This is a genomic window from Aeromonas schubertii (assembly GCF_000820105.1).
GTDB lineage: Bacteria > Pseudomonadota > Gammaproteobacteria > Enterobacterales > Aeromonadaceae > Aeromonas > Aeromonas schubertii.
This window is the reverse complement of record NZ_CDDB01000028.1, coordinates 127,999-145,736: the sequence shown is the minus strand read 5'-3', so window position 1 is coordinate 145,736 and position 17,738 is coordinate 127,999. Positions and strand designations below refer to the sequence as shown.

Here is a 17,738-nt window from a genome sequence, read left to right as displayed (position 1 = left end):
CCACCCTCTCTTTCTGTGCTCACGCCTAGTTACCGAGATAACGCTCCTGCAGGCGATAGTAGTCTCCGCTACGCCTGAGCCGCTCCAACCCCTTGTTGAAGTCATCTCGCTCCCCCTTGTCGCGAAACAGGATGCGATAGTGCAGGGTCGGAAAGAGAAAATGCACTGCCAACCCCTCTCCCACGACCCCCTTGCGCTGCAGGTAGCGCAGGATATTGATATCGACCACCACCACATCGAGCCGTCCCTTCTCCAGCATGCGCAGGCTATCCTCCAGGCGCCCCCGCTCCTGATAGCTGGCCATCTTCTTGACCACGCCGGCAAACGAGGCCCCGAGCAGACCCCTGGCATGTTGAAAGGCGTGCACCCGCATCCCCGCCAACTGTTCCAGGCTCCCCAGCGCCAGGGCGTTCGACTTGAGGGTCACGGCCACATTCTCATAGGTGATATGGGGCAGGGAGTAAAAGCCTGCCGACTTTCGCTCGGTGGTGGCATAGGCGTCGACCCGCCCCGCCAGGTAGAGGCGCTCGGCGCGGCCATAGGGGACAAACAGGGGCTGGAGTTGATGGCCAGAGCCCTCCAGCGCCCCTTTGACGATGTCGAGCTCGAGGCCGCTTGGGGGATCACCCTCGATAAAGAAGGGGGGCATGGACTCCCCCACCGCAATGGCCAGAGGATGAGCCTGAGCCAGGGTGGTGCAAAACACCCACAGCCCCAAGAGTCGTCTCATTCGCTCTCCCCTATGGCCTGCCTCACATCGAGCGGTAGCAGTCGCTCCCACCCCCAGAGAAAGAGCAGTACCAGGGTGGCATCATCACACCAGCCCAGCAGTGGAATGACATCGGGCAGCAGATCCCAGGGGGAGATCAGATACAGAAACAGTAGCACCGCCAGCCCCTTGCACCAGAGCGGCGTGGCCGGATGACGCAAGCCACGCCACAGACGGTGCAGCAAGCTCAGACGCTTCATTCGATCAGCTCCGCGCGCAGGCGCGCCACCTGATCACGCAGGGCTGCCGCCTGCTCAAACTCGAGGTTTCTGGCGTGCTCGAACATCTGCTCCTCGAGGCGCTTGATCTCGCGGGCCAGCTCGGCGGCGCTGCGGGGCCGATGCTCAGGCTCGGGCTCGGCCACCCGACGGGTGCGGCGATCGCGCAGCTCGCCCCCGGTGTCCATCATATCGACGATCTTCTTGTTGAGCCCCTTGGGCACAATGCCGTGCTGGATGTTGTAGTCATGCTGCAGGGCGCGCCGTCGCTCGGTCTCCTCGATGGCCACCCGCATCGACTCTGTGATGGTGTCGCCGTAGAGGATCACCTTGCCGTTCACGTTGCGCGCCGCCCGCCCTATGGTCTGGATAAGGGAGCGAGTGGAGCGCAGGAAGCCCTCCTTGTCTGCATCGAGGATCGCCACCAGAGAGACTTCCGGCATGTCGAGCCCCTCGCGCAGCAGGTTGATCCCCACCACCACGTCAAACTTGCCCAGACGCAGGTCGCGGATGATCTCCACCCGCTCCACCGTGTCGATGTCCGAGTGCAGATAACGCACCCTGACGTCGTGATCGGCAAGGTACTCGGTCAGGTCCTCAGCCATCTTCTTGGTCAGGGTGGTGACCAGCACCCGCTCGTCCACCGCCACCCGCTTGCGAATTTCCGACAGCAGATCGTCCACCTGGGTGCCGACCGGGCGCACCTCGAGCTCGGGGTCGAGCAGGCCGGTGGGTCGCACCACCTGCTGCACCACCTCGTCGGCGGATTTGCCGAGCTCATAAGGACCCGGAGTCGCCGAGACAAACACGGTCTGGGGCATCAGGGCTTCGAACTCGTCGAACTTGAGGGGACGGTTATCCAACGCCGAAGGCAGCCGGAAACCATACTCCACCAGGGTTTCCTTGCGCGAGCGGTCTCCCTTGTACATGGCGCCTATCTGGGGCACGGTGACGTGGGACTCGTCGATGATGAGCAGCCCATCCCCCGGCAGGTAGTCAAACAGGGTCGGCGGCGGCTCGCCGGGGGCGCGGCCCGACAGGTAGCGGCTGTAGTTTTCGATCCCCGAGCAGTAGCCAAGCTCCTGCATCATCTCGATGTCAAACTGGGTGCGCTGGCTGATACGCTGCTCCTCGAGCAGCTTGTTCATGGAAATCAGCGTGCTCTTGCGCTCACGCAGCTCCTCTTTGATCTTGTCGATGGCACCGAGGATGGTCTCACGCGGGGTGGCATAGTGAGTCTTGGGGTAGACGGTCCAGCGCGCCACCGTCTGCTCGACGGCACCGGTCAGGGGATCAAACAGGCTGATGCGCTCTATCTCGTCATCAAACAGCTCGACCCGCACCGCCTGCTTGTCCGACTCGGCCGGGAAGATGTCGATCACCTCCCCGCGCACCCGGAAGGTGCCGCGGGCGAAGGCCATCTCGTTACGGGTGTATTGCAACTCGGCGAGCCGGCGCAGCATGTCACGCTGGTTGATGGTGTCACCGACTCTCAGGTGCAGCATCATCTGCAGGTAGGCCTGGGGATCCCCCAAGCCATAAATGGCCGACACCGAGGCGACGATCACCACGTCGCGCCGCTCCAGCAGCGCCTTGGTGGCCGACAGGCGCATCTGCTCGATGTGATCGTTGATGCTGGCATCCTTCTCGATGAAGGTGTCGGTCGAGGGGACGTAGGCCTCGGGCTGGTAGTAGTCGTAGTAGGAGACGAAGTACTCCACCGCGTTATCGGGGAAGAACTCCTTCATCTCCCCGTAGAGCTGGGCCGCCAGGGTCTTGTTGGGGGCCAGGATCATGGTGGGGCGCCCCAGGGTCGCGATCACGTTGGCCATGGTGAAGGTCTTGCCCGAGCCGGTCACCCCGAGCAGGGTCTGATGGGCCAGGCCGCTCTCTATCCCGTCGAGCAAGCGGGCGATGGCCCCAGGCTGATCCCCCGAGGGCTGGAACTGGCTACAGAGGGAGAAGGTCTTGCTCATGGGCACTCCGCGATGACGATACGACGCAACAGTCTACCGCCAACCGCCCCCCTGTGCCTATGGGGGCAAGGAGAGCCTGGCTAACTGAGTCCTGCCGTGATGCAGCGCTTGACCCGAGAGGACCCGTTCTGTAATATCTGCCTCCCTGCTATTTATTCCCCCGTAGTTCAGTCGGTAGAACGGCGGACTGTTAATCCGTATGTCACTGGTTCGAGTCCAGTCGGGGGAGCCACCTCTCTTTCACCATTCCGGTGCAACTTATCCACTTCGGTGTCTCGATATCATCGAAATAATGCACATGTGCACAATCGTGCCATCACGCCCCTTTTTATCCCGTTTCGCTTCCTTCAGTATTTTCTTCTGATACTCATAAGTCTTTGTTTATTAAAGCAAGTTTTTTTGTGCGTTATTTTTTGAACAGGCCTGAAAAGCCAGTGTTCATGCGGGGTTCAGGCGGATTTTCAATTTTCATAAACAGGGTTATCCACAGTTTCTGTGGGTAACTGGCGCGAGCCCAGATCCCGTGCGGGTTGCCCCCTTCCCCTCCCGAAAATCATCGTTTGAAACCGAAAAAACGATTTCCTGCTACCCCTCCCCATGTGTGAGTAAGATCACAACATGGCTGGGCGAGCCACAGGAGGCCACCTCGCGAAAAACGAGCAAGAAATCGCCAACTGATGCACTTCTCATGGATCAGCATTTTTATCTGACTAACCCCCATTAAAATGAGAAACACAGCAGAAAATAAACCCCTCCCTCCCCCCTCGGCCAGAGCCGGCCAGGTTGCGCCTTTTTTCTGTCATGAAGAGCTGATACAGAGGAAAATGCTGGTCCGTCCCCATGAGACACAGTGCGAGACAGGGCGTAGTCTCATCAGCCCCAGCAGGCAAGATCCCCCCCGATTTCTCTGACCACCAGCCCCATGAGTGGCCATCAACAAAAAGGCCACCCGAAGGTGGCCTCTCACAATAGCGTCACACGAACCGTCAGGCCTGCGCCGGACGCGGTCCACGGGGGCGGCGACGACGAGCCGGCTTGGCGGCACGGCTCTCGCCGTCGGCAGCACGGGCCTGGGGCTTGCCGGCGGATTGCGGGCGGGCACCGTTGGCCGCCTTGGGTTGGCCTTGGGGAGCACGGCGCGGCTGACGCTGCTCGTGCGGCTCACGGGGCTCCTTGCGCGGCGGCTGGCCGATCCCCCTGGCAATGGCATCCAGGGTCTCGCGGGAGGGCTCAAAGCCGGCCACGGCCTGTTTGTCGATGGTCTGCTTGATGAGACGCTCGATCCCCTTGATGAGCTTGCCTTCGTCGGCACTCACCAGGGAGATGGCATGACCGGCGGCACCGGCACGACCGGTACGACCGATACGGTGCACATAGTCTTCCGCCACATTCGGCAGCTCGTAGTTGACCACCTGGGGCAGCTTGTCGATGTCGAGGCCTCGGGCCGCGATGTCGGTGGCCACCAGCACCCGCAGGGTGCCCTCCTTGAAACCGGCGAGGGCGCGGGTACGGGCCCCCTGGCTCTTGTTGCCGTGGATGGCGGCGGCAGTCACCCCTTCCTTCTCCAGCTTCTCGGCCACGCGGTTGGCGATGTGCTTGGTGCGGGTGAAGACCAGCACCTGCTGCCAGTCGTTGGCCTTGACCAGGTGGGTCAGCAGGGGGATCTTGTTGCCCTTGTCGACCGGGTGCACCAGCTGCTCGATACGCTCGGCGGTGCTGTTGCGCGGGGTCACCTCCACCACGGCCGGCTCGTGCAGCAGGCCGGTGGCCAGCTCGCGGATCTCGTCGGCGAAGGTGGCGGAGAAGAGCAGGTTCTGACGCTTCTTGGGCAGCAGGGCCAGGATCTTGCGGATATCGCGGATAAAGCCCATGTCCAGCATGCGGTCCGCTTCGTCCAGCACCAGGATCTCCAGCTCGTCGAACTTGACGGCGTTCTGGTTGTAGAGATCGAGCAGTCGGCCAGGGCAGGCCACCAGCACGTCCAGACCACGGCGCATGGCCATCATCTGCGGATTAATGCTGACGCCGCCGAAGACCACGTGGCTGCGCATGGGCAGGTACTTGCCGTATTCGCGCACACTCTCGCCCACCTGGGCGGCCAGCTCGCGGGTCGGAGCCAGCACCAGGGCTCGCACCTGGTTGGGGGAGACGCGGCGCTTACTCTCGGAGAGGCGCTGCAGCATGGGCAGGGTAAAGCCGGCGGTCTTGCCGGTACCGGTCTGGGCGGCAGCCATCAGATCGCGCCCCTCGAGCACGACCGGGATGGCCTTCTGCTGGATCGGGGAGGGAGTGTCATAGCCTTGATCGGCCACGGCACGCAGCAGCGGAGCGCACAGGCCCAGGGAGTCAAATTGCATGGAGTTCCTTGATGGAGACGACACGGCAGTCGGGTCGGCTTCTCTGCGGGGCACGACCGGCCGGATCGGGAGAGTGTTCGATTGCCGCCAGGATGCAGAGCTGATGGGGCATGAAGGAGGGGCAGTGTAACGATTTTGAACTCTCGTGACGAGGGAAAAATAGCGCCGAGGCCATTGCCCTATACTTTTTCCATCACGGGATAACACAATGAGACCATTATGAGACTGAGCATCACCCTCTTGCTGCTCCTGCTCCTCCCCTGTGGCTGGGCCGCTCCCCTCAAGATCGGCTGGTCACACTGGCCCCCGTACCAATATCAAGATAACAAACAGCAGCTCACGGGGATCGATATCGAGTTGACCCGCTCCGTGCTGGAAGGGCTTGGCAGAGAGTATCGCTTCGTCAACATGCCATGGGCCCGTTCGCTCCATGCCCTGCAGTATGCCGAAATAGATGTGGCCATGGGGGCCCGCTATCTGCCCGAGCGGGCCCGACTCTTTGACTACAGCAAATCCTATCGCTACAGCGAGCTCGTGCTCCTGCTGCACCACGAAGATCTGAAGAGATGGCGCTCTCTGACCGATGGCCCACGAGTCTGCCAACAGGCAGGGATGAGCGGCGCCAGGCTGAGAGGGGTGACGATATTTGGTGAGGCCCCCTGCCCCGCTCTGGATGGCTTCAGACAAGAGAACAGTGACGAGAAGTTATTGCAGTTGCTGCTCTCACGGCGGGTCGACGCCATTGTAATAGAGCGGCACAACGCAGCGTCCCTGCTCAGCGAACGCCCAGAGCAACGGGACCAGCTCCACTGCCAGCTGCTGCTTGAGCGCACACCGGTCCATCTTATTTTTACCAAGGGGAAAATGGGCGAAGAAGCCCTTGCACAGATCAACCGTCTGATCGAGGAGATAAGGGAGGAAGATGAGACCTCCTCCCTCTGCTCTCTCGACGAGTGAACTCAGCGCAGCTGCGGGGTGCCGGTGTGCACCCCGAGATTCTGTGCCCGGTGGCGCAGCAGATGATCCATCAATACCAGGGCCAGCATGGCCTCGGCGATGGGCACGGCGCGAATGCCGACGCACGGGTCGTGGCGGCCGCGGGTGATCATCTCGGTCGCCTCTCCGTCGGTGGTGATGGTCTTGCCCGGCACAGTGATGCTGGAGGTGGGCTTGAGCGCCATGCTCACCACTATCTCCTGCCCCGAGGAGATGCCACCCAGAACGCCACCGGCGTGGTTGCTGGCAAAGCCTTGTGGCCCCATCTCGTCGCGATGCAGGGATCCCTTCTGCTCCACTACCGCGAAGCCGTCACCGATCTCGACCCCCTTGACGGCGTTGATCCCCATCATGGCGTGGGCGATGTCCGCATCGAGGCGATCGAATACCGGCTCACCGAGCCCCACCGGGACGTTGCGGGCCACCACCTGCACCTTGGCGCCTATGCTGTCCCCCTCTTTCTTGAGTGCTCGCATAAACTCGTCGAGCGCATCGAGCTTGCCCGCGTCGGGGAAGAAGAAGGGGTTCTGCTCGATTTGCGCCGCATCAAACGCCTCGGCCTTGATGGGGCCGAGCTGAGAGAGATAACCGACGATCTCGATGCCGTGCACCTGTGCCAGGTACTTCTTGGCGATGGCGCCGGCCGCGACCCGCATGGCGGTCTCACGGGCCGAGGAGCGGCCACCGCCGCGATAATCGCGCAGACCGTACTTCTGGTGATAGGTGTAATCGGCGTGGCCCGGGCGGAACAAGTCCTTGATCTCGGAGTAGTCCTTGGAGCGCTGATCCGTGTTCTCGATAAGCAGCCCGATGGAGGTGCCCGTGGTCTTGCCCTCGAACACGCCTGAGAGGATCTTCACCTCATCCGGCTCACGGCGCTGCGTGGTGTAGCGCGAGGTACCAGGCTTGCGCCGGTCGAGATCGCGCTGCAAGTCAGCCTCGGTGATCTCAAGCCCCGGCGGACAGCCATCGACGATGGCGCCGAGCGCCAGGCCATGGCTCTCGCCGAAGGTGGTCACACGAAAGAGCTGGCCAATGGTGTTCCCTGCCATGATGCGTCCTTATTAGCTCTTGTAGATGGCGAAATGTTCCTGATACTGCAGCAGCTCGGCGCGGGTCATGGCGAAGACGCCGTGGCCACCGTTCTCGAACTCCACCCAGGTGAAGGGGATCTCGGGGAACTGGGCCTCCAGGTGCACCATGCTGTTGCCCACCTCGACGATGAGCACGCCATCGTCGGTCAGGAAATCGGCCGCATTGGCGAGGATACGTTTGGTGAGCTTGAGCCCGTCGGAGCCCGAGGCGAGCGCCAGCTCCGGCTCGTGGCGAAACTCCTCCGGCAGATCCGACATATCCTCGGCATCCACGTAGGGCGGGTTGGAGACGATGACGTCGTATTTGTCGCCAAGCGGCAGATCCCGGAACAGATCGGAGCGAATGGGGATCACCTGCTGCTCGAGGCCGTGATCGGCGATGTTGCGCTCGGCCACGTTGAGGGCATCGACACTGATGTCGATGGCGTCCACCTCGGCATCCGGGAACTCATGGGCCATGACGATGGCGATGCAACCGGAGCCGGTGCACAGATCCATGATCCGGCTCGGCTCATGCTTGAGGAAGGGGGCGAAGCGGTTGGCGATGAGCTCGGCAATGGGTGAACGGGGCACCAGTACCCGCTCGTCCACATAGAACTCCCACCCCGCATACCAGGCCTTGTTGGTCAGATAAGCGGCCGGCAGGCGCTCTTGCACCCGGCGGATGATGAGCTCGGCCACCCGGTGACGCTCACTGGTGGTGAGTCGGGAGTGACGCATCTCGGGGTCGACGTCCGGCGGCAGGTGCAGGGCGGGCAGTACCAGTTGCACGGCTTCATCCCAGGCATTGTCGGTACCGTGGCCATAAAAAATACCGGCGTCGTTGAAACGACTCATGGCCCAGCGCAACATGTCCTGGATGGTGTGCATCTCGGCAACCACCTCGTCGATAAAGATCTTGTCCAAAACCACCTCCAAGTCGAGTAATATCCGGCCCAGATTGTTAACCAGAGCCAAAAGACGAGCACACTAATGAAGAAGACGCCGCCGCTAACCGACGATGAACGCCAGTTGTTTCGCGATGCGGTCAAGGGTACCCGTCAAATCAGGCAAGATACCATAAGTGCCGACTTCAAGCCGGTCAAGCAGAAACGCCAGCTACGCCTCGAGCGCGAAAACCTGGGGCTTGAACACCATTTCAGCGACGAGTTTCACCCCCATCTGGAGAGCGACGGCCCCATGCGTTTCGTGCGCGCCGACGTCTCCCGCTTCGAACTCAAGAAGCTGCGCCGCGGCGACTATCCACCGGAGATCCTGCTCGACGTGCACGGCATGAGCCAGACCCAGGCCAAGGCGGAGCTCTCGGCGCTGCTGTCGGCTTGTGAGCGAGACAATTTGCACGTGGCCTGCGTCATGCACGGGATCGGCAAGCACATCCTCAAACAGCGCATCCCCGCCTGGCTGGCCCAGCACCCCAGGGTGCGCGCCTTCCATCAGGCACCGCGTGAATGGGGCGGCGACAGCGCCCTGTTGGTACTGCTCGACGTGGAGGAGTAATCGGGCTGACGCACCCTTGCCCTCGCTATACTGGGATTACTCAGGAAAGAGAGGGACCGCCATGTTTGCACTGGGTTCTCACGCAGAGATCAAGTCATCACTCGATGCCATCGGGACCGCCGTGGCCCTCTTCGAACTCGATGGCCAGGGCAAGTTTCTGCTGGTTTCGGCCAACGACACCTTTATTCAAGAATTTGATGTGGAGATGGCGCGAGCGCAGGGACAACCCCTGAGCCACCTCTTTCCCCGCTACATGCTGACCCAGATTGAGGCCCCGATGCAGGAGTGCGTCGAGCAACAACGCGGCCTCGAGAGTGAGATAGCCATCGATCATATGGCACGCACCCACTGGTGGCGCCTCATCATCTCCCCCATCATTCCCCTTCAGGGTCGTATCGAGCGGGTGCTGGTCACCGCCATCGACATCACCGGCAAAAAGCAGCTGGAAGAGGCTCTGCTGATGAGCCGCCAACGGTTTGAGGCGGTCGTCAATTCGGCCTATGACGGCATTCTCAGCGTCAATAGCGAGACTCGCATCGAGCTCATTAATACGGCGGCCTGCGAGATGTTCGGGGTGGGGCAGGATGTGATCGGCAAGCGTCTCGATACCCTGATGCCCCAGCGCTTTCGCAGCCACCATGACACCTACTTTCACGCCTTCAGCAACTCCCCCATCAACTCCCGCCCCATGCATGCCAGGGCCTCTGTGGTAGGGCTGCGCCGGGATGGTAGCGAATTCCCTCTCGAGGTGACCATCGCCAAGATCACCCTGGGGCACACCACAGAGATGACGGCCATCATGCGTGACATCTCTGAGCGGGCCAAGCTGGTCGAAGAGCTGAAAGTCGCGGCGACCACGGATCCACTGACCGGTGTCGTCAATCGCCGCCGCTTCAACGAACAGGTCAACATGGAGCTCAATCGGGCACAGCGCTTCAAGCATCCCCTCTCTCTGCTGTTGCTCGATATCGACCACTTCAAGCTGATCAACGACACCCATGGCCACCAGCTGGGCGATGTGGCACTCATCAGCCTGGTGACGCGGCTTCAGGAGCAGTTGCGAGAGGTCGATCTGCTGGGGCGCTGGGGAGGTGAGGAGTTTATCATCCTGCTTCCCGAGACGACGCTGGAGCTCGCCATGGCCACCGCCGAGCGGCTGCGGATCGCCGTCGAGTCCAGGCCTCACTCCTTGACTGCCGAGCTGGCCATCCCCATGACCATCAGCATCGGCGTCAGCGCCTACCACGATCAAGGAGATTACGCCGACAAGATGCTGACCCGGGCCGATACCGCCCTCTATATGGCCAAGCGACAAGGGCGCAACCGCAGCCAGGAGGAGCAATAACCGTTACTTGCGACCGGCGGCCGGCTCGTCGATATCGGCCATGTTGACCAAATTCCAGGGCAGGCCGGAGTGGCGAAAGAGCCGCTGCTGCTTGTCGGGGTAGTCGCATACATCGCTCCCCAGACGGGCCCCCATCACCAGGCAGCGCAGCACCCCCTCCCCGCAGTTACGCAGGTTATGAGCCAGGCCCCCGGCGCGATAACCGATGAAGTCCCCGGCCCCCACATGCACCCGCTCGTCGCCGATGCGCGCCTCTCCTTCCCCCTCGAGGATGAAGACGGCCTCATCTTCCATATGGTGACGGTGATACTCCGAGGTGAGGGCTCCCGGAGCCAGCTCCACCAGGTGGATCCCGAGCGTGGTCAACCCGGTCAGATCGCCCAGTGACTTGTTCACCCGCCTGGCCTCGGGGTTGAGGAAGTGGGTCTTGCGGATCCCCTCCAAGCGCGTGAGATCTTCGCTCGATATCAGATAACGCTCCATCTTCTCGCCCTCCTTGTGGTCCCTCCCTGAGTATATCCAGCCCGACAGGCGATGAGGGCCGCAATAAGAAGGCCGGTCAGTGACCGGCCCGGGTTTACGCTGTCGCGAGCCTCGTCACGCCCATGTTCCAGAGGATAAAACTCTGCACATCGGCGGCCTGATCCACCTGCATCGACACCGGCATACCGGCGCCGTGGCCGGCGTTGACATCGATACGGATAAGCTGGGGCGATGCACCACCATCCTTGGCCTGCAGCTCGGCGGCAAACTTGAACGAGTGGGCGGGGACGACTCTGTCGTCATGATCGGCGGTGGTGATGAGTGTGGCCGGATGGTTCACCCCGGCGCGCACGTTGTGCAGGGGAGAGTAACCCTTGAGGTAGGCAAACATCTCCGGGCTCTGCTCGGCAGTGCCATAGTCATAAGCCCAGCCGGCTCCGGCGGTGAAGGTGTGGTAGCGCAGCATGTCGAGCACCCCGACCGCCGGCACCGCGACCCGGAACAGGTCCGGACGCTGGGTCAGTGCCGCCCCGACCAACAGGCCCCCGTTGGAGCCACCGCGAATGGCCAGGGTATCGGGCGTGGCATAACCCTTGGTGATCAACGTCTCGGCCGCGGCGATAAAGTCATCGAACACATTCTGTTTGCGGGTCTGGATCCCGCCCTCGTGCCAGGCCTTGCCATACTCCCCGCCGCCACGCAGGTTGGCCACCGCATAGACGCCCCCCATCTCCATCCAGACCGCAATGGCGACACTGAAGGCGGGGGTGAGGCTGACGTTGAAGCCGCCATAGCCGTAGAGAATGGTCGGAGCCTTTCCATCGAGTTTGAGCCCCTTGCGATGGCTGATGATCATGGGCACCCGGGTGCCATCTTTGGAGCGGTAGAACACCTGAGTCGAGAGATAGTCATCGGGGTTGAATCGGGTAGCCGGGCGGCGGTGGAGTGTCGACAAACCAGTGGCAAGGTCGACGCGATAGATGCTGGTCGGAGTCACCATGTTGGTGAAGCTGTAGTAGAGCGCCGTCTCCCCCCGCTTGCCCTCAAACCCCTCCACCGAGCCAGGTCCCGGCAGACTCACGTCACGGATCCAATGACCCTGATAGTCGAACTGCTCGACCCGGGAGATGGCATCACACAGATAATGGGCAAACAGATACCCGCCGCCACAGGTGACGCTCAGCACCTGCTCCCGCTCTGCAATGAGATCGCGCCACGCCGCCGGCGACGGGTTGCTCGCCTCGGCCACCACCAGACGGTAGTTGGGGGCATTGAGGTTGGTCAGCAGAAACAGGCGATCGCCGTCGCTGCCCACCAGATGGGTATCGGCCTCCAGGCTCGCCTGTATCGTCACCAGCGGCGCATCGGGGCGATGGAGGGAGCGCAGATAGAGCCGGTTGCCCGAGGTGGCCTCGGCCGCCGAGATGAGCAGATAGCGATCGTCCTCGGTCACCTGGGCGCCCACATAGCGATGCCCCTCATCCGGGGCTGCGCCAAACACCACCCTGTCCTCCCGCTGGGGGGTACCGAGGCGGTGGAAGTAGAGCTTGTGCCGATCGGTCTTGGCCGAGAGGGCACTACCATCGGGCTTGTCATAACTCGAGTAGTAGAAACCCTCGCTGCCGAACCAGCTGATGGCACTGAACTTGACGTCGCTCAGGGGGTCGTCAACCGGTGCTCGGGTGCGGGTGTCGATGATCCGCACGGTGCGCCAGTCACTGCCGCCTCTTGATACCGAGTAGGCGAGCAGCCGCCCGTCGCGGGAGAAGCCGAGCTCCCCCAGTGAGCTGGTGCCATCCTGACTGAAGCCATTGGGATCGAGGAAGATCTCTTCCCCCGACTCCCCTTGCCGATAGAGCACAGACTGGTTCTGCAAGCCGTCGTTTTTAAAGCAATAGCTCACCCCCCCTTCGCTGAAGGGGGCTCCCTCGCGGGGGTAGTTCCAGGCGCTGGCCAACCGCTCGCGCAGGGCCGAGCGATAGGGGATCCGGGCCAGATAATCGAAGGTCACGGCGTTTTGCGCCGCCACCCAGGCAGCGGTCTCGGGGCTGCGGTCATCCTCGAGCCAGCGATAGGGATCCGGCACGCTCGTGCCAAAATGGGTGTCACGCTCCTCGCCTTGGCGAGTGTGGGGATACGAGATGGCGGTCATGGCTCTTCCTGAGTGGTTCTTGGGGCGCCCGGTCGTGGCCACAGGGACGGGATCCCCTGTCCCACCGGGGCGTCAGTGCATCCTTATCAAGGGAGTTCGAGCCTAACAAAGGAGAGGACTCGCGCCAACTCCTCAACCGGGGTCGAAATATCAGGGGCGTACGGCGCGGATCAGTATGTTGCGAGGCGTCAGGGGACGCTCGCAAAACTCGCCGATCTCGACCCTATACCCCTCCTCTTCGAGTCGCAGGGCGCGATCGAGCACCAACCACAGCTCGAGGGGACGACGAAACAGGTGGCGCACCAGCTCCATGCGAAGGACCTGGGCGGAGCGCTCACGCCCCACGGCCAGCCAGTGCTCCTCGTCGATCCGATCCGGCAGAGTCACGCCGCGCAGCTCGGCGGCCCAGCGGCAGAAGTCGCTGAAGCGACCGTTAAACAGGCTCTTCTGGGTATTGGGAACCGGCAGGTAGGCATCACACCCCCGCACGCAACGCTGCAGGCTGTCGAAGGCCAGACGCCACACCACCTCCTGCTCGCGCAGGCGCCGTACCCGGGCACCGGCGGTGACCGTCTCCTGCAGGGGCAGACGCAGATCCGATTTCCCCAGGCGCAGGGCACTCCCCTGCCCCGCCCGACTGAGCGGCCGATAGTGATCGCCGCGGATCAGATGATAACAGCAAGGGGAGAGGGTCAGCCCGCGCGCCTGCCGGCTCGCCACCTGCTCGATAAGGGTGGTGTGCAACTCGCCACAGGCATGCAGGGCCATGGCGTGATGCTCCGCCTGGATCAGGTCGGCGGCCTGGGCCGTGAAGGCATCCCCCTGGACAAAGCGCTGGCGGGCGCCATCGCGCTCGGCCAGGTGGCGCCCCTCCTCGCACAGGGCGGCCTGCCACTCCAGGCTGGTGACCGCTTGTTGCCGGGTAAGCGAGACCAGACGTCCCAGGTGTCCCTTGCCGGCACACCACTCCAGCCAGGGCCCCTCATGGGGTGGCAGGGCGCCACTGAAGGCGAGGATCTGCGACCACTTGCGCCCCGGCGTATGACGGGCCAGGAAGGGATCCACCTCCGGGGGCACCCCCACCAGGGGGGAGAGACGGGCCAGGGCATGCAGCTCGTGCCCCTGGGGGATCCAGGGGGCGAGAAAGTCGCACAGGGCATCTCCCTCGGCATCCAGGCGTTGCACCGCCTCATCGTCCATGGCGAGCAGGGCCGCCGCCAGCTCGGGAGCCTCATCGGCAAAGCAGAGACGGGTGTGGTGATAGGGTTGGGTCTGCCACCAGGAGGCGGTGGCGGTAAGCAGGGCGTCGAGACGCGCAAAACGTTGGGCGAGCAAGGGGGCGTATCCGGTCGGGAGTGATCGCGGCCATTCTAGCGATCGGCCATCAAAATGCACCCGAAAGGAGGAAAAAAAGGGAGCGCCGCAGCGCCCCCTCATGCTCTTACCAGAAGGGCCACCAGGATTTGTCGTTATCTTCGATGGTGATACGGGTGACAGCTGGGCTGCCAGCCTTGGCACCCCGCACCTGGGCAAGCCTGGCGGTGAAGGTCTCGGCCCTCTCGACGAACCAGTCGTCGATCACCAGCACCCGCACCGTCTTGACGCCGCCCTCACCCGGGGCCCAGTGCACAGTGCTGCTGCCCCAGGGCAGGTAGTCGAGCAGCCAGCTGGCCGAGCCAGAGGCAAAGCTCACCTTGGCCTGCGCACTCTTGGAGAGATCGCCACTGCGTGCAACCGGGATCTCGACGAACCACTGTCCCTCACGGGTCGTCAGCTCGCTCGCCCCCATCTGCACGGTGGCCACCGCGGCCACATCGCTCAGGGTGGCACGGGTCACCCTGGTCTCGCCCAACACGGCGCCGCTGGCATCGGTGAGCTCGACCGTGAAGGTCTCGTCCCCTTCGCTCAGGGCATCCGGATAGGTGGGCACCACCAGGGTCTTGCTACCCGACTCCCCGTCGGCCCAGCTGAGGGTCCCGTTGGTCAGGGCCAGATCCTCGGCCCCGGCCGTACCCGGCACCACGCGCCAGTTGACACTGGCTTCACCGAAGCTGCCATCACGGCGGGTCACACTCAGACTCAGGCTGTCGCCCTCCTTCACCACGGCCTCGCCCTGCTCCAGGCTCAGGGTGCCACGGGGCGGCTCGGGATAGGTGATGGCGATAAGCAGCGGATCGTGATCCGAGGCGCTGAAGGGATTGTCGGACTTGGCCAGCTTGCCGCTGTACTTGACCCCGTACTCGAACAGGTTGCTCTCGGTGGAGTTGATGTGCCAATCCTCCACCCCGGTCACCTTGGTGGCCAGGCTGGCATTGGCCAGGGCGTGATCCAGGTTGCCAAGCTCCCCCTCATAGCTGTAGGAGAAGGTGTCGCTACCGTGGAAACGGGTGTTGAGGTTGACCAGACCCGCGCCTTGCGAGATAGGCTCCCCTTGCACCTGATAGTCGTTGCCACCCAGAAGGGTGTGAGAGGCGGTGACGATGGGTCTCGGGGTGTTGGCCGGATCGTAGTCGGTCAAGGCGCGGATGGGATCTTCCATGCCATAGGCGTTCATGTCGCCAATGAGCAGCAGATCGCCACTTTCACCCTTGAGTCGCTCACCCAGCACCCGGGCTGCCGAGACGCGCAGGGCGTTGCAGTGACCCTGTTGATCGAGAGGATCGGCGCTGGCGTAGTCCGGATAGTCCTCAAAACAGGCCGAGCCCTTGGACTTGAGGTGGTTGACCACCAGGGTGAGCGGCACATCGCCCTTGGGCGAGATGAAGCGCTGCAACAAGGACTCGCGCATCCCCTGCTTGATGCTGACCGTCTTGCCGCTGGCGTCCACCGCATCGGCCACCTGCTGGGGCATCTCGATAAGCTCGGCCCCGCCCGAGAGCGACACCCGGGCCGGACGATAGAGCAGGCCGACCGTGATGGCATCGCTGCCGATGGGTTGCCCGTCGGGGGAGCTCACGAAGCGGTAGTGCTGCTCGCCCGGCAGACCGGCGTTGAGGGCATCGACCAGGTTGGCGATGGCCGAGTTGGGGCCGTAGCCGTTGTTCTCTATCTCCATCAGCCCCACCACATCCGCGTTGAGGCGGGTGATGGCGTTGACGATCTTGGCGCGCTGCAACTCGAACTCAGGCAGCGTCAGGGCACCACGGTTGGAGCCGGTGGGGTTGGCGTCGCCGCCGACCACGGTCGTGAAGAAGTTGAGCACGTTGAAGCTCGCCACCCGCAGATCGCCAGCCTGAGCCAGCTCGGGGGTCTCGACCCGATCCCAACCGGTATGATCCACCTGGTCCGGGGTGATGGTGTTGTCTGCCACCAGACGAAACAGGTTGTAGGAGAAGCCGAGCGCCCCCTCGAGGCCGCTTAGCTTGTCGCCAACGCGCAGGTAACCGGTCTCGGGGTGGAAGGCGGGATACCAGGGGAGCACGCCATCCGGCGCCTTGGCATCAGTCTCCACCACCAGCTGGTTGGCAAGGTTGCGTGCCTGCCAGTCGCCAGCTTCCTGGCTCATGGCCGGGAACTTCTGGGTCGACTTGATGAGCGGAGCCCCGTAGGCGAGGGCCAGGTTGTTGCGCTTGCCGTCGTAGTCAAATCCGAAGTTGCGGGTCACCACCAGGTTGCTCTCGGGCATCAGGCGAACCCGCATCCCCTCGTGACGCTCGAGCAAGGAGGCGAGCGTCTCGCCCGGCTCGGCGACAAGGGGGGTGGCGGCAATCGGGGTGGCCGGGGTGGGGCTCACCGCCCACTGGTCGGCGCTGAGCTGGGTCTGGTTGAAGTACTCCCTGACCTTGCCCGAGACGCACACCTCGGCGCCCACCCCAATGGCCGGGTCGCTCTTGGTGGTGTAGACGAAGATCCCGTCCGAGGTGGCCGGATCCCCGTCCCCTTGCGCATCTTGCAGGAAGAAGCCCTTGTAGAGGCCGCCCACCACCTGGGTCACCACGCCACGGGTAGCGGTGACACCATCGGCTTCAAACTTGCCGGCCGGCACCAGGGGGCTGGTCGTGCCACTGCCCTGAATGGCCGGGATCGGGGTGAGGTTGTCCACCGGGCAGACGAAGGTGACCGGAGGCGGCACATCGGAGCAGGCCCCCTCCCCGCTGCAGCCGAGGCCGCTGGCATCATCCTTGGGGTAGGCGACAAATTCTGCGGCGGGATCGAAGGGCGCGCTGGCATCCACCCGTCCCTGATTCACCGTCGCCTTGCGACGCAGGGTCTGATCGAGGGTGCTGACACTGCCCGACACCCAGGCCGTGCCCGGATCGACACCGACCTGCCCGACGCTGTCGACCACCTCGCTGCCACGCCAGAGCACCAGGGCATCGTCCCCGTTGAAGTTCAGCGAACTGCTCTTGATGGTGGCCTTGGCCTGGATCTCGGCGTTCGCACTGCTGTGTGCCAGCACCAACGAGGCGCCGGGAGCCAGCGTGCCTTGCAGCGAGAGTGTGGAGGTGGGGGTCTTGTCGATGGCCAGACCGTTGGCATAGAGGGCGAGTCGGTAGTCGGCCAGTTCAACCGGTGCCGACCCCAGGTTGCTTATCTCGACCGCCTTGTTATTGCTGCTCCCTTCCAGATACTCGGTGATGAGCAACCCGGCATGGGCCTGACCGGCCAATGCCAAGGCCACCGCCGAGGCGAGCAGTGTGTACCTTCCTGACATGCTTGTTTCCTTATTGTTTGTGATTTTATTCCGTACTCTCCCACCCGGGATCACCACGCTGGTGTGCAACAGGCGGTGAGGCGGGAGGCGCACCCTAAAAGCCACCCGAGACTCGGGCGGCCAGATTGTCGCATCTTCCTGCCCCGTCCCGAAGTGAGCCAGCGCAACATTTGCAAAACAATGTTGCCACTTGATGA

13 protein-coding genes and 1 tRNA gene are annotated in these 17,738 nt (G+C 63.1%); 4 read left to right on the top strand and 10 right to left on the bottom strand.

Features of this window, described 5'->3' with window-relative positions; translation table 11 throughout:
- Positions 1-25 precede the first annotated feature (25 nt).
- The 3 genes from BN1133_RS05855 to uvrB are packed head-to-tail and all read right to left on the bottom strand — an operon-like array spanning position 26 to position 2,963.
- A complete protein-coding gene (locus tag BN1133_RS05855) occupies positions 26-730 on the bottom strand; it encodes a substrate-binding periplasmic protein (protein ID WP_082177918.1) in 705 nt (234 codons plus the stop codon).
- Complete coding sequence (locus tag BN1133_RS05850) at positions 727-969, bottom strand: YkvA family protein (RefSeq protein ID WP_050665605.1); 243 nt, start codon at positions 967-969, stop codon at positions 727-729. Before BN1133_RS05850 ends, BN1133_RS05855 begins: the two co-directional genes overlap by 4 nt.
- A complete protein-coding gene (gene uvrB / locus BN1133_RS05845) occupies positions 966-2,963 on the bottom strand; it encodes an excinuclease ABC subunit UvrB (RefSeq protein ID WP_050665604.1) in 1,998 nt (665 codons plus the stop codon). Before uvrB ends, BN1133_RS05850 begins: the two co-directional genes overlap by 4 nt.
- 156 nt (positions 2,964-3,119) lie before the next feature.
- On the opposite strand from uvrB, the gene BN1133_RS05840 reads away from it, so the two are divergent.
- A tRNA-Asn gene (locus tag BN1133_RS05840) sits at positions 3,120-3,195 on the top strand.
- Positions 3,196-3,949: 754 nt separating this feature from the next.
- Here BN1133_RS05840 and BN1133_RS05835 read toward each other — a convergent pair.
- Positions 3,950-5,320, bottom strand: coding sequence for a DEAD/DEAH box helicase (locus BN1133_RS05835; protein ID WP_050665603.1), 1,371 nt, complete (start codon positions 5,318-5,320; stop codon positions 3,950-3,952).
- A gap of 219 nt (positions 5,321-5,539) precedes the next feature.
- Here BN1133_RS05835 and BN1133_RS05830 point away from each other — a divergent pair, with 219 nt between their 5' ends.
- Positions 5,540-6,277, top strand: a complete 738-nt coding sequence (locus BN1133_RS05830; RefSeq protein WP_050665602.1) for a substrate-binding periplasmic protein — start codon at positions 5,540-5,542, stop codon at positions 6,275-6,277.
- Positions 6,278-6,279: 2 nt separating this feature from the next.
- Here the strand turns inward: BN1133_RS05830 and aroC are convergent, their stop codons facing one another.
- Both aroC and prmB read right to left on the bottom strand, forming a co-directional pair.
- A complete protein-coding gene (aroC, locus tag BN1133_RS05825) occupies positions 6,280-7,368 on the bottom strand; it encodes a chorismate synthase (protein ID WP_050665601.1) in 1,089 nt (362 codons plus the stop codon).
- A gap of 12 nt (positions 7,369-7,380) precedes the next feature.
- Positions 7,381-8,316: a 50S ribosomal protein L3 N(5)-glutamine methyltransferase gene (gene prmB / locus BN1133_RS05820; protein WP_050665600.1), complete on the bottom strand. Its 936-nt coding sequence runs from the start codon at positions 8,314-8,316 to the stop codon at positions 7,381-7,383.
- A gap of 66 nt (positions 8,317-8,382) precedes the next feature.
- Between prmB and smrB the strand changes: the two genes are divergently transcribed.
- Both smrB and BN1133_RS05810 read left to right on the top strand, forming a co-directional pair.
- Entirely contained in the window at positions 8,383-8,907 is a 525-nt protein-coding gene (gene smrB, locus BN1133_RS05815; protein ID WP_050665599.1) for an endonuclease SmrB, read from the top strand.
- A 61-nt stretch (positions 8,908-8,968) separates the two neighbouring features.
- Complete coding sequence (locus BN1133_RS05810) at positions 8,969-10,252, top strand: sensor domain-containing diguanylate cyclase (RefSeq protein WP_050665598.1); 1,284 nt, start codon at positions 8,969-8,971, stop codon at positions 10,250-10,252.
- Between the two features lie 3 nt (positions 10,253-10,255).
- On the opposite strand, the gene BN1133_RS05805 is transcribed toward BN1133_RS05810, so the two are convergent.
- The 4 genes from BN1133_RS05805 to BN1133_RS05790 form a co-directional block, all read right to left on the bottom strand.
- Complete coding sequence (locus tag BN1133_RS05805) at positions 10,256-10,735, bottom strand: cupin domain-containing protein (RefSeq protein ID WP_050665597.1); 480 nt, start codon at positions 10,733-10,735, stop codon at positions 10,256-10,258.
- 94 nt (positions 10,736-10,829) lie between these two features.
- Positions 10,830-12,887 carry a prolyl oligopeptidase family serine peptidase gene (locus tag BN1133_RS05800; RefSeq protein ID WP_082177917.1) on the bottom strand — a complete coding sequence of 686 codons (2,058 nt, stop codon included), beginning with the start codon at positions 12,885-12,887 and terminating at the stop codon, positions 10,830-10,832.
- A gap of 150 nt (positions 12,888-13,037) precedes the next feature.
- The gene (locus BN1133_RS05795) at positions 13,038-14,324 is read right to left on the bottom strand and encodes a methyltransferase (RefSeq protein WP_082177916.1); all 1,287 of its coding nucleotides are present in this window, start codon (positions 14,322-14,324) and stop codon (positions 13,038-13,040) included.
- 4 nt (positions 14,325-14,328) lie between these two features.
- Positions 14,329-17,541, bottom strand: a complete 3,213-nt coding sequence (locus tag BN1133_RS05790) for an ExeM/NucH family extracellular endonuclease (RefSeq protein ID WP_050665595.1) — start codon at positions 17,539-17,541, stop codon at positions 14,329-14,331.
- Positions 17,542-17,738: the final 197 nt, after the last annotated feature.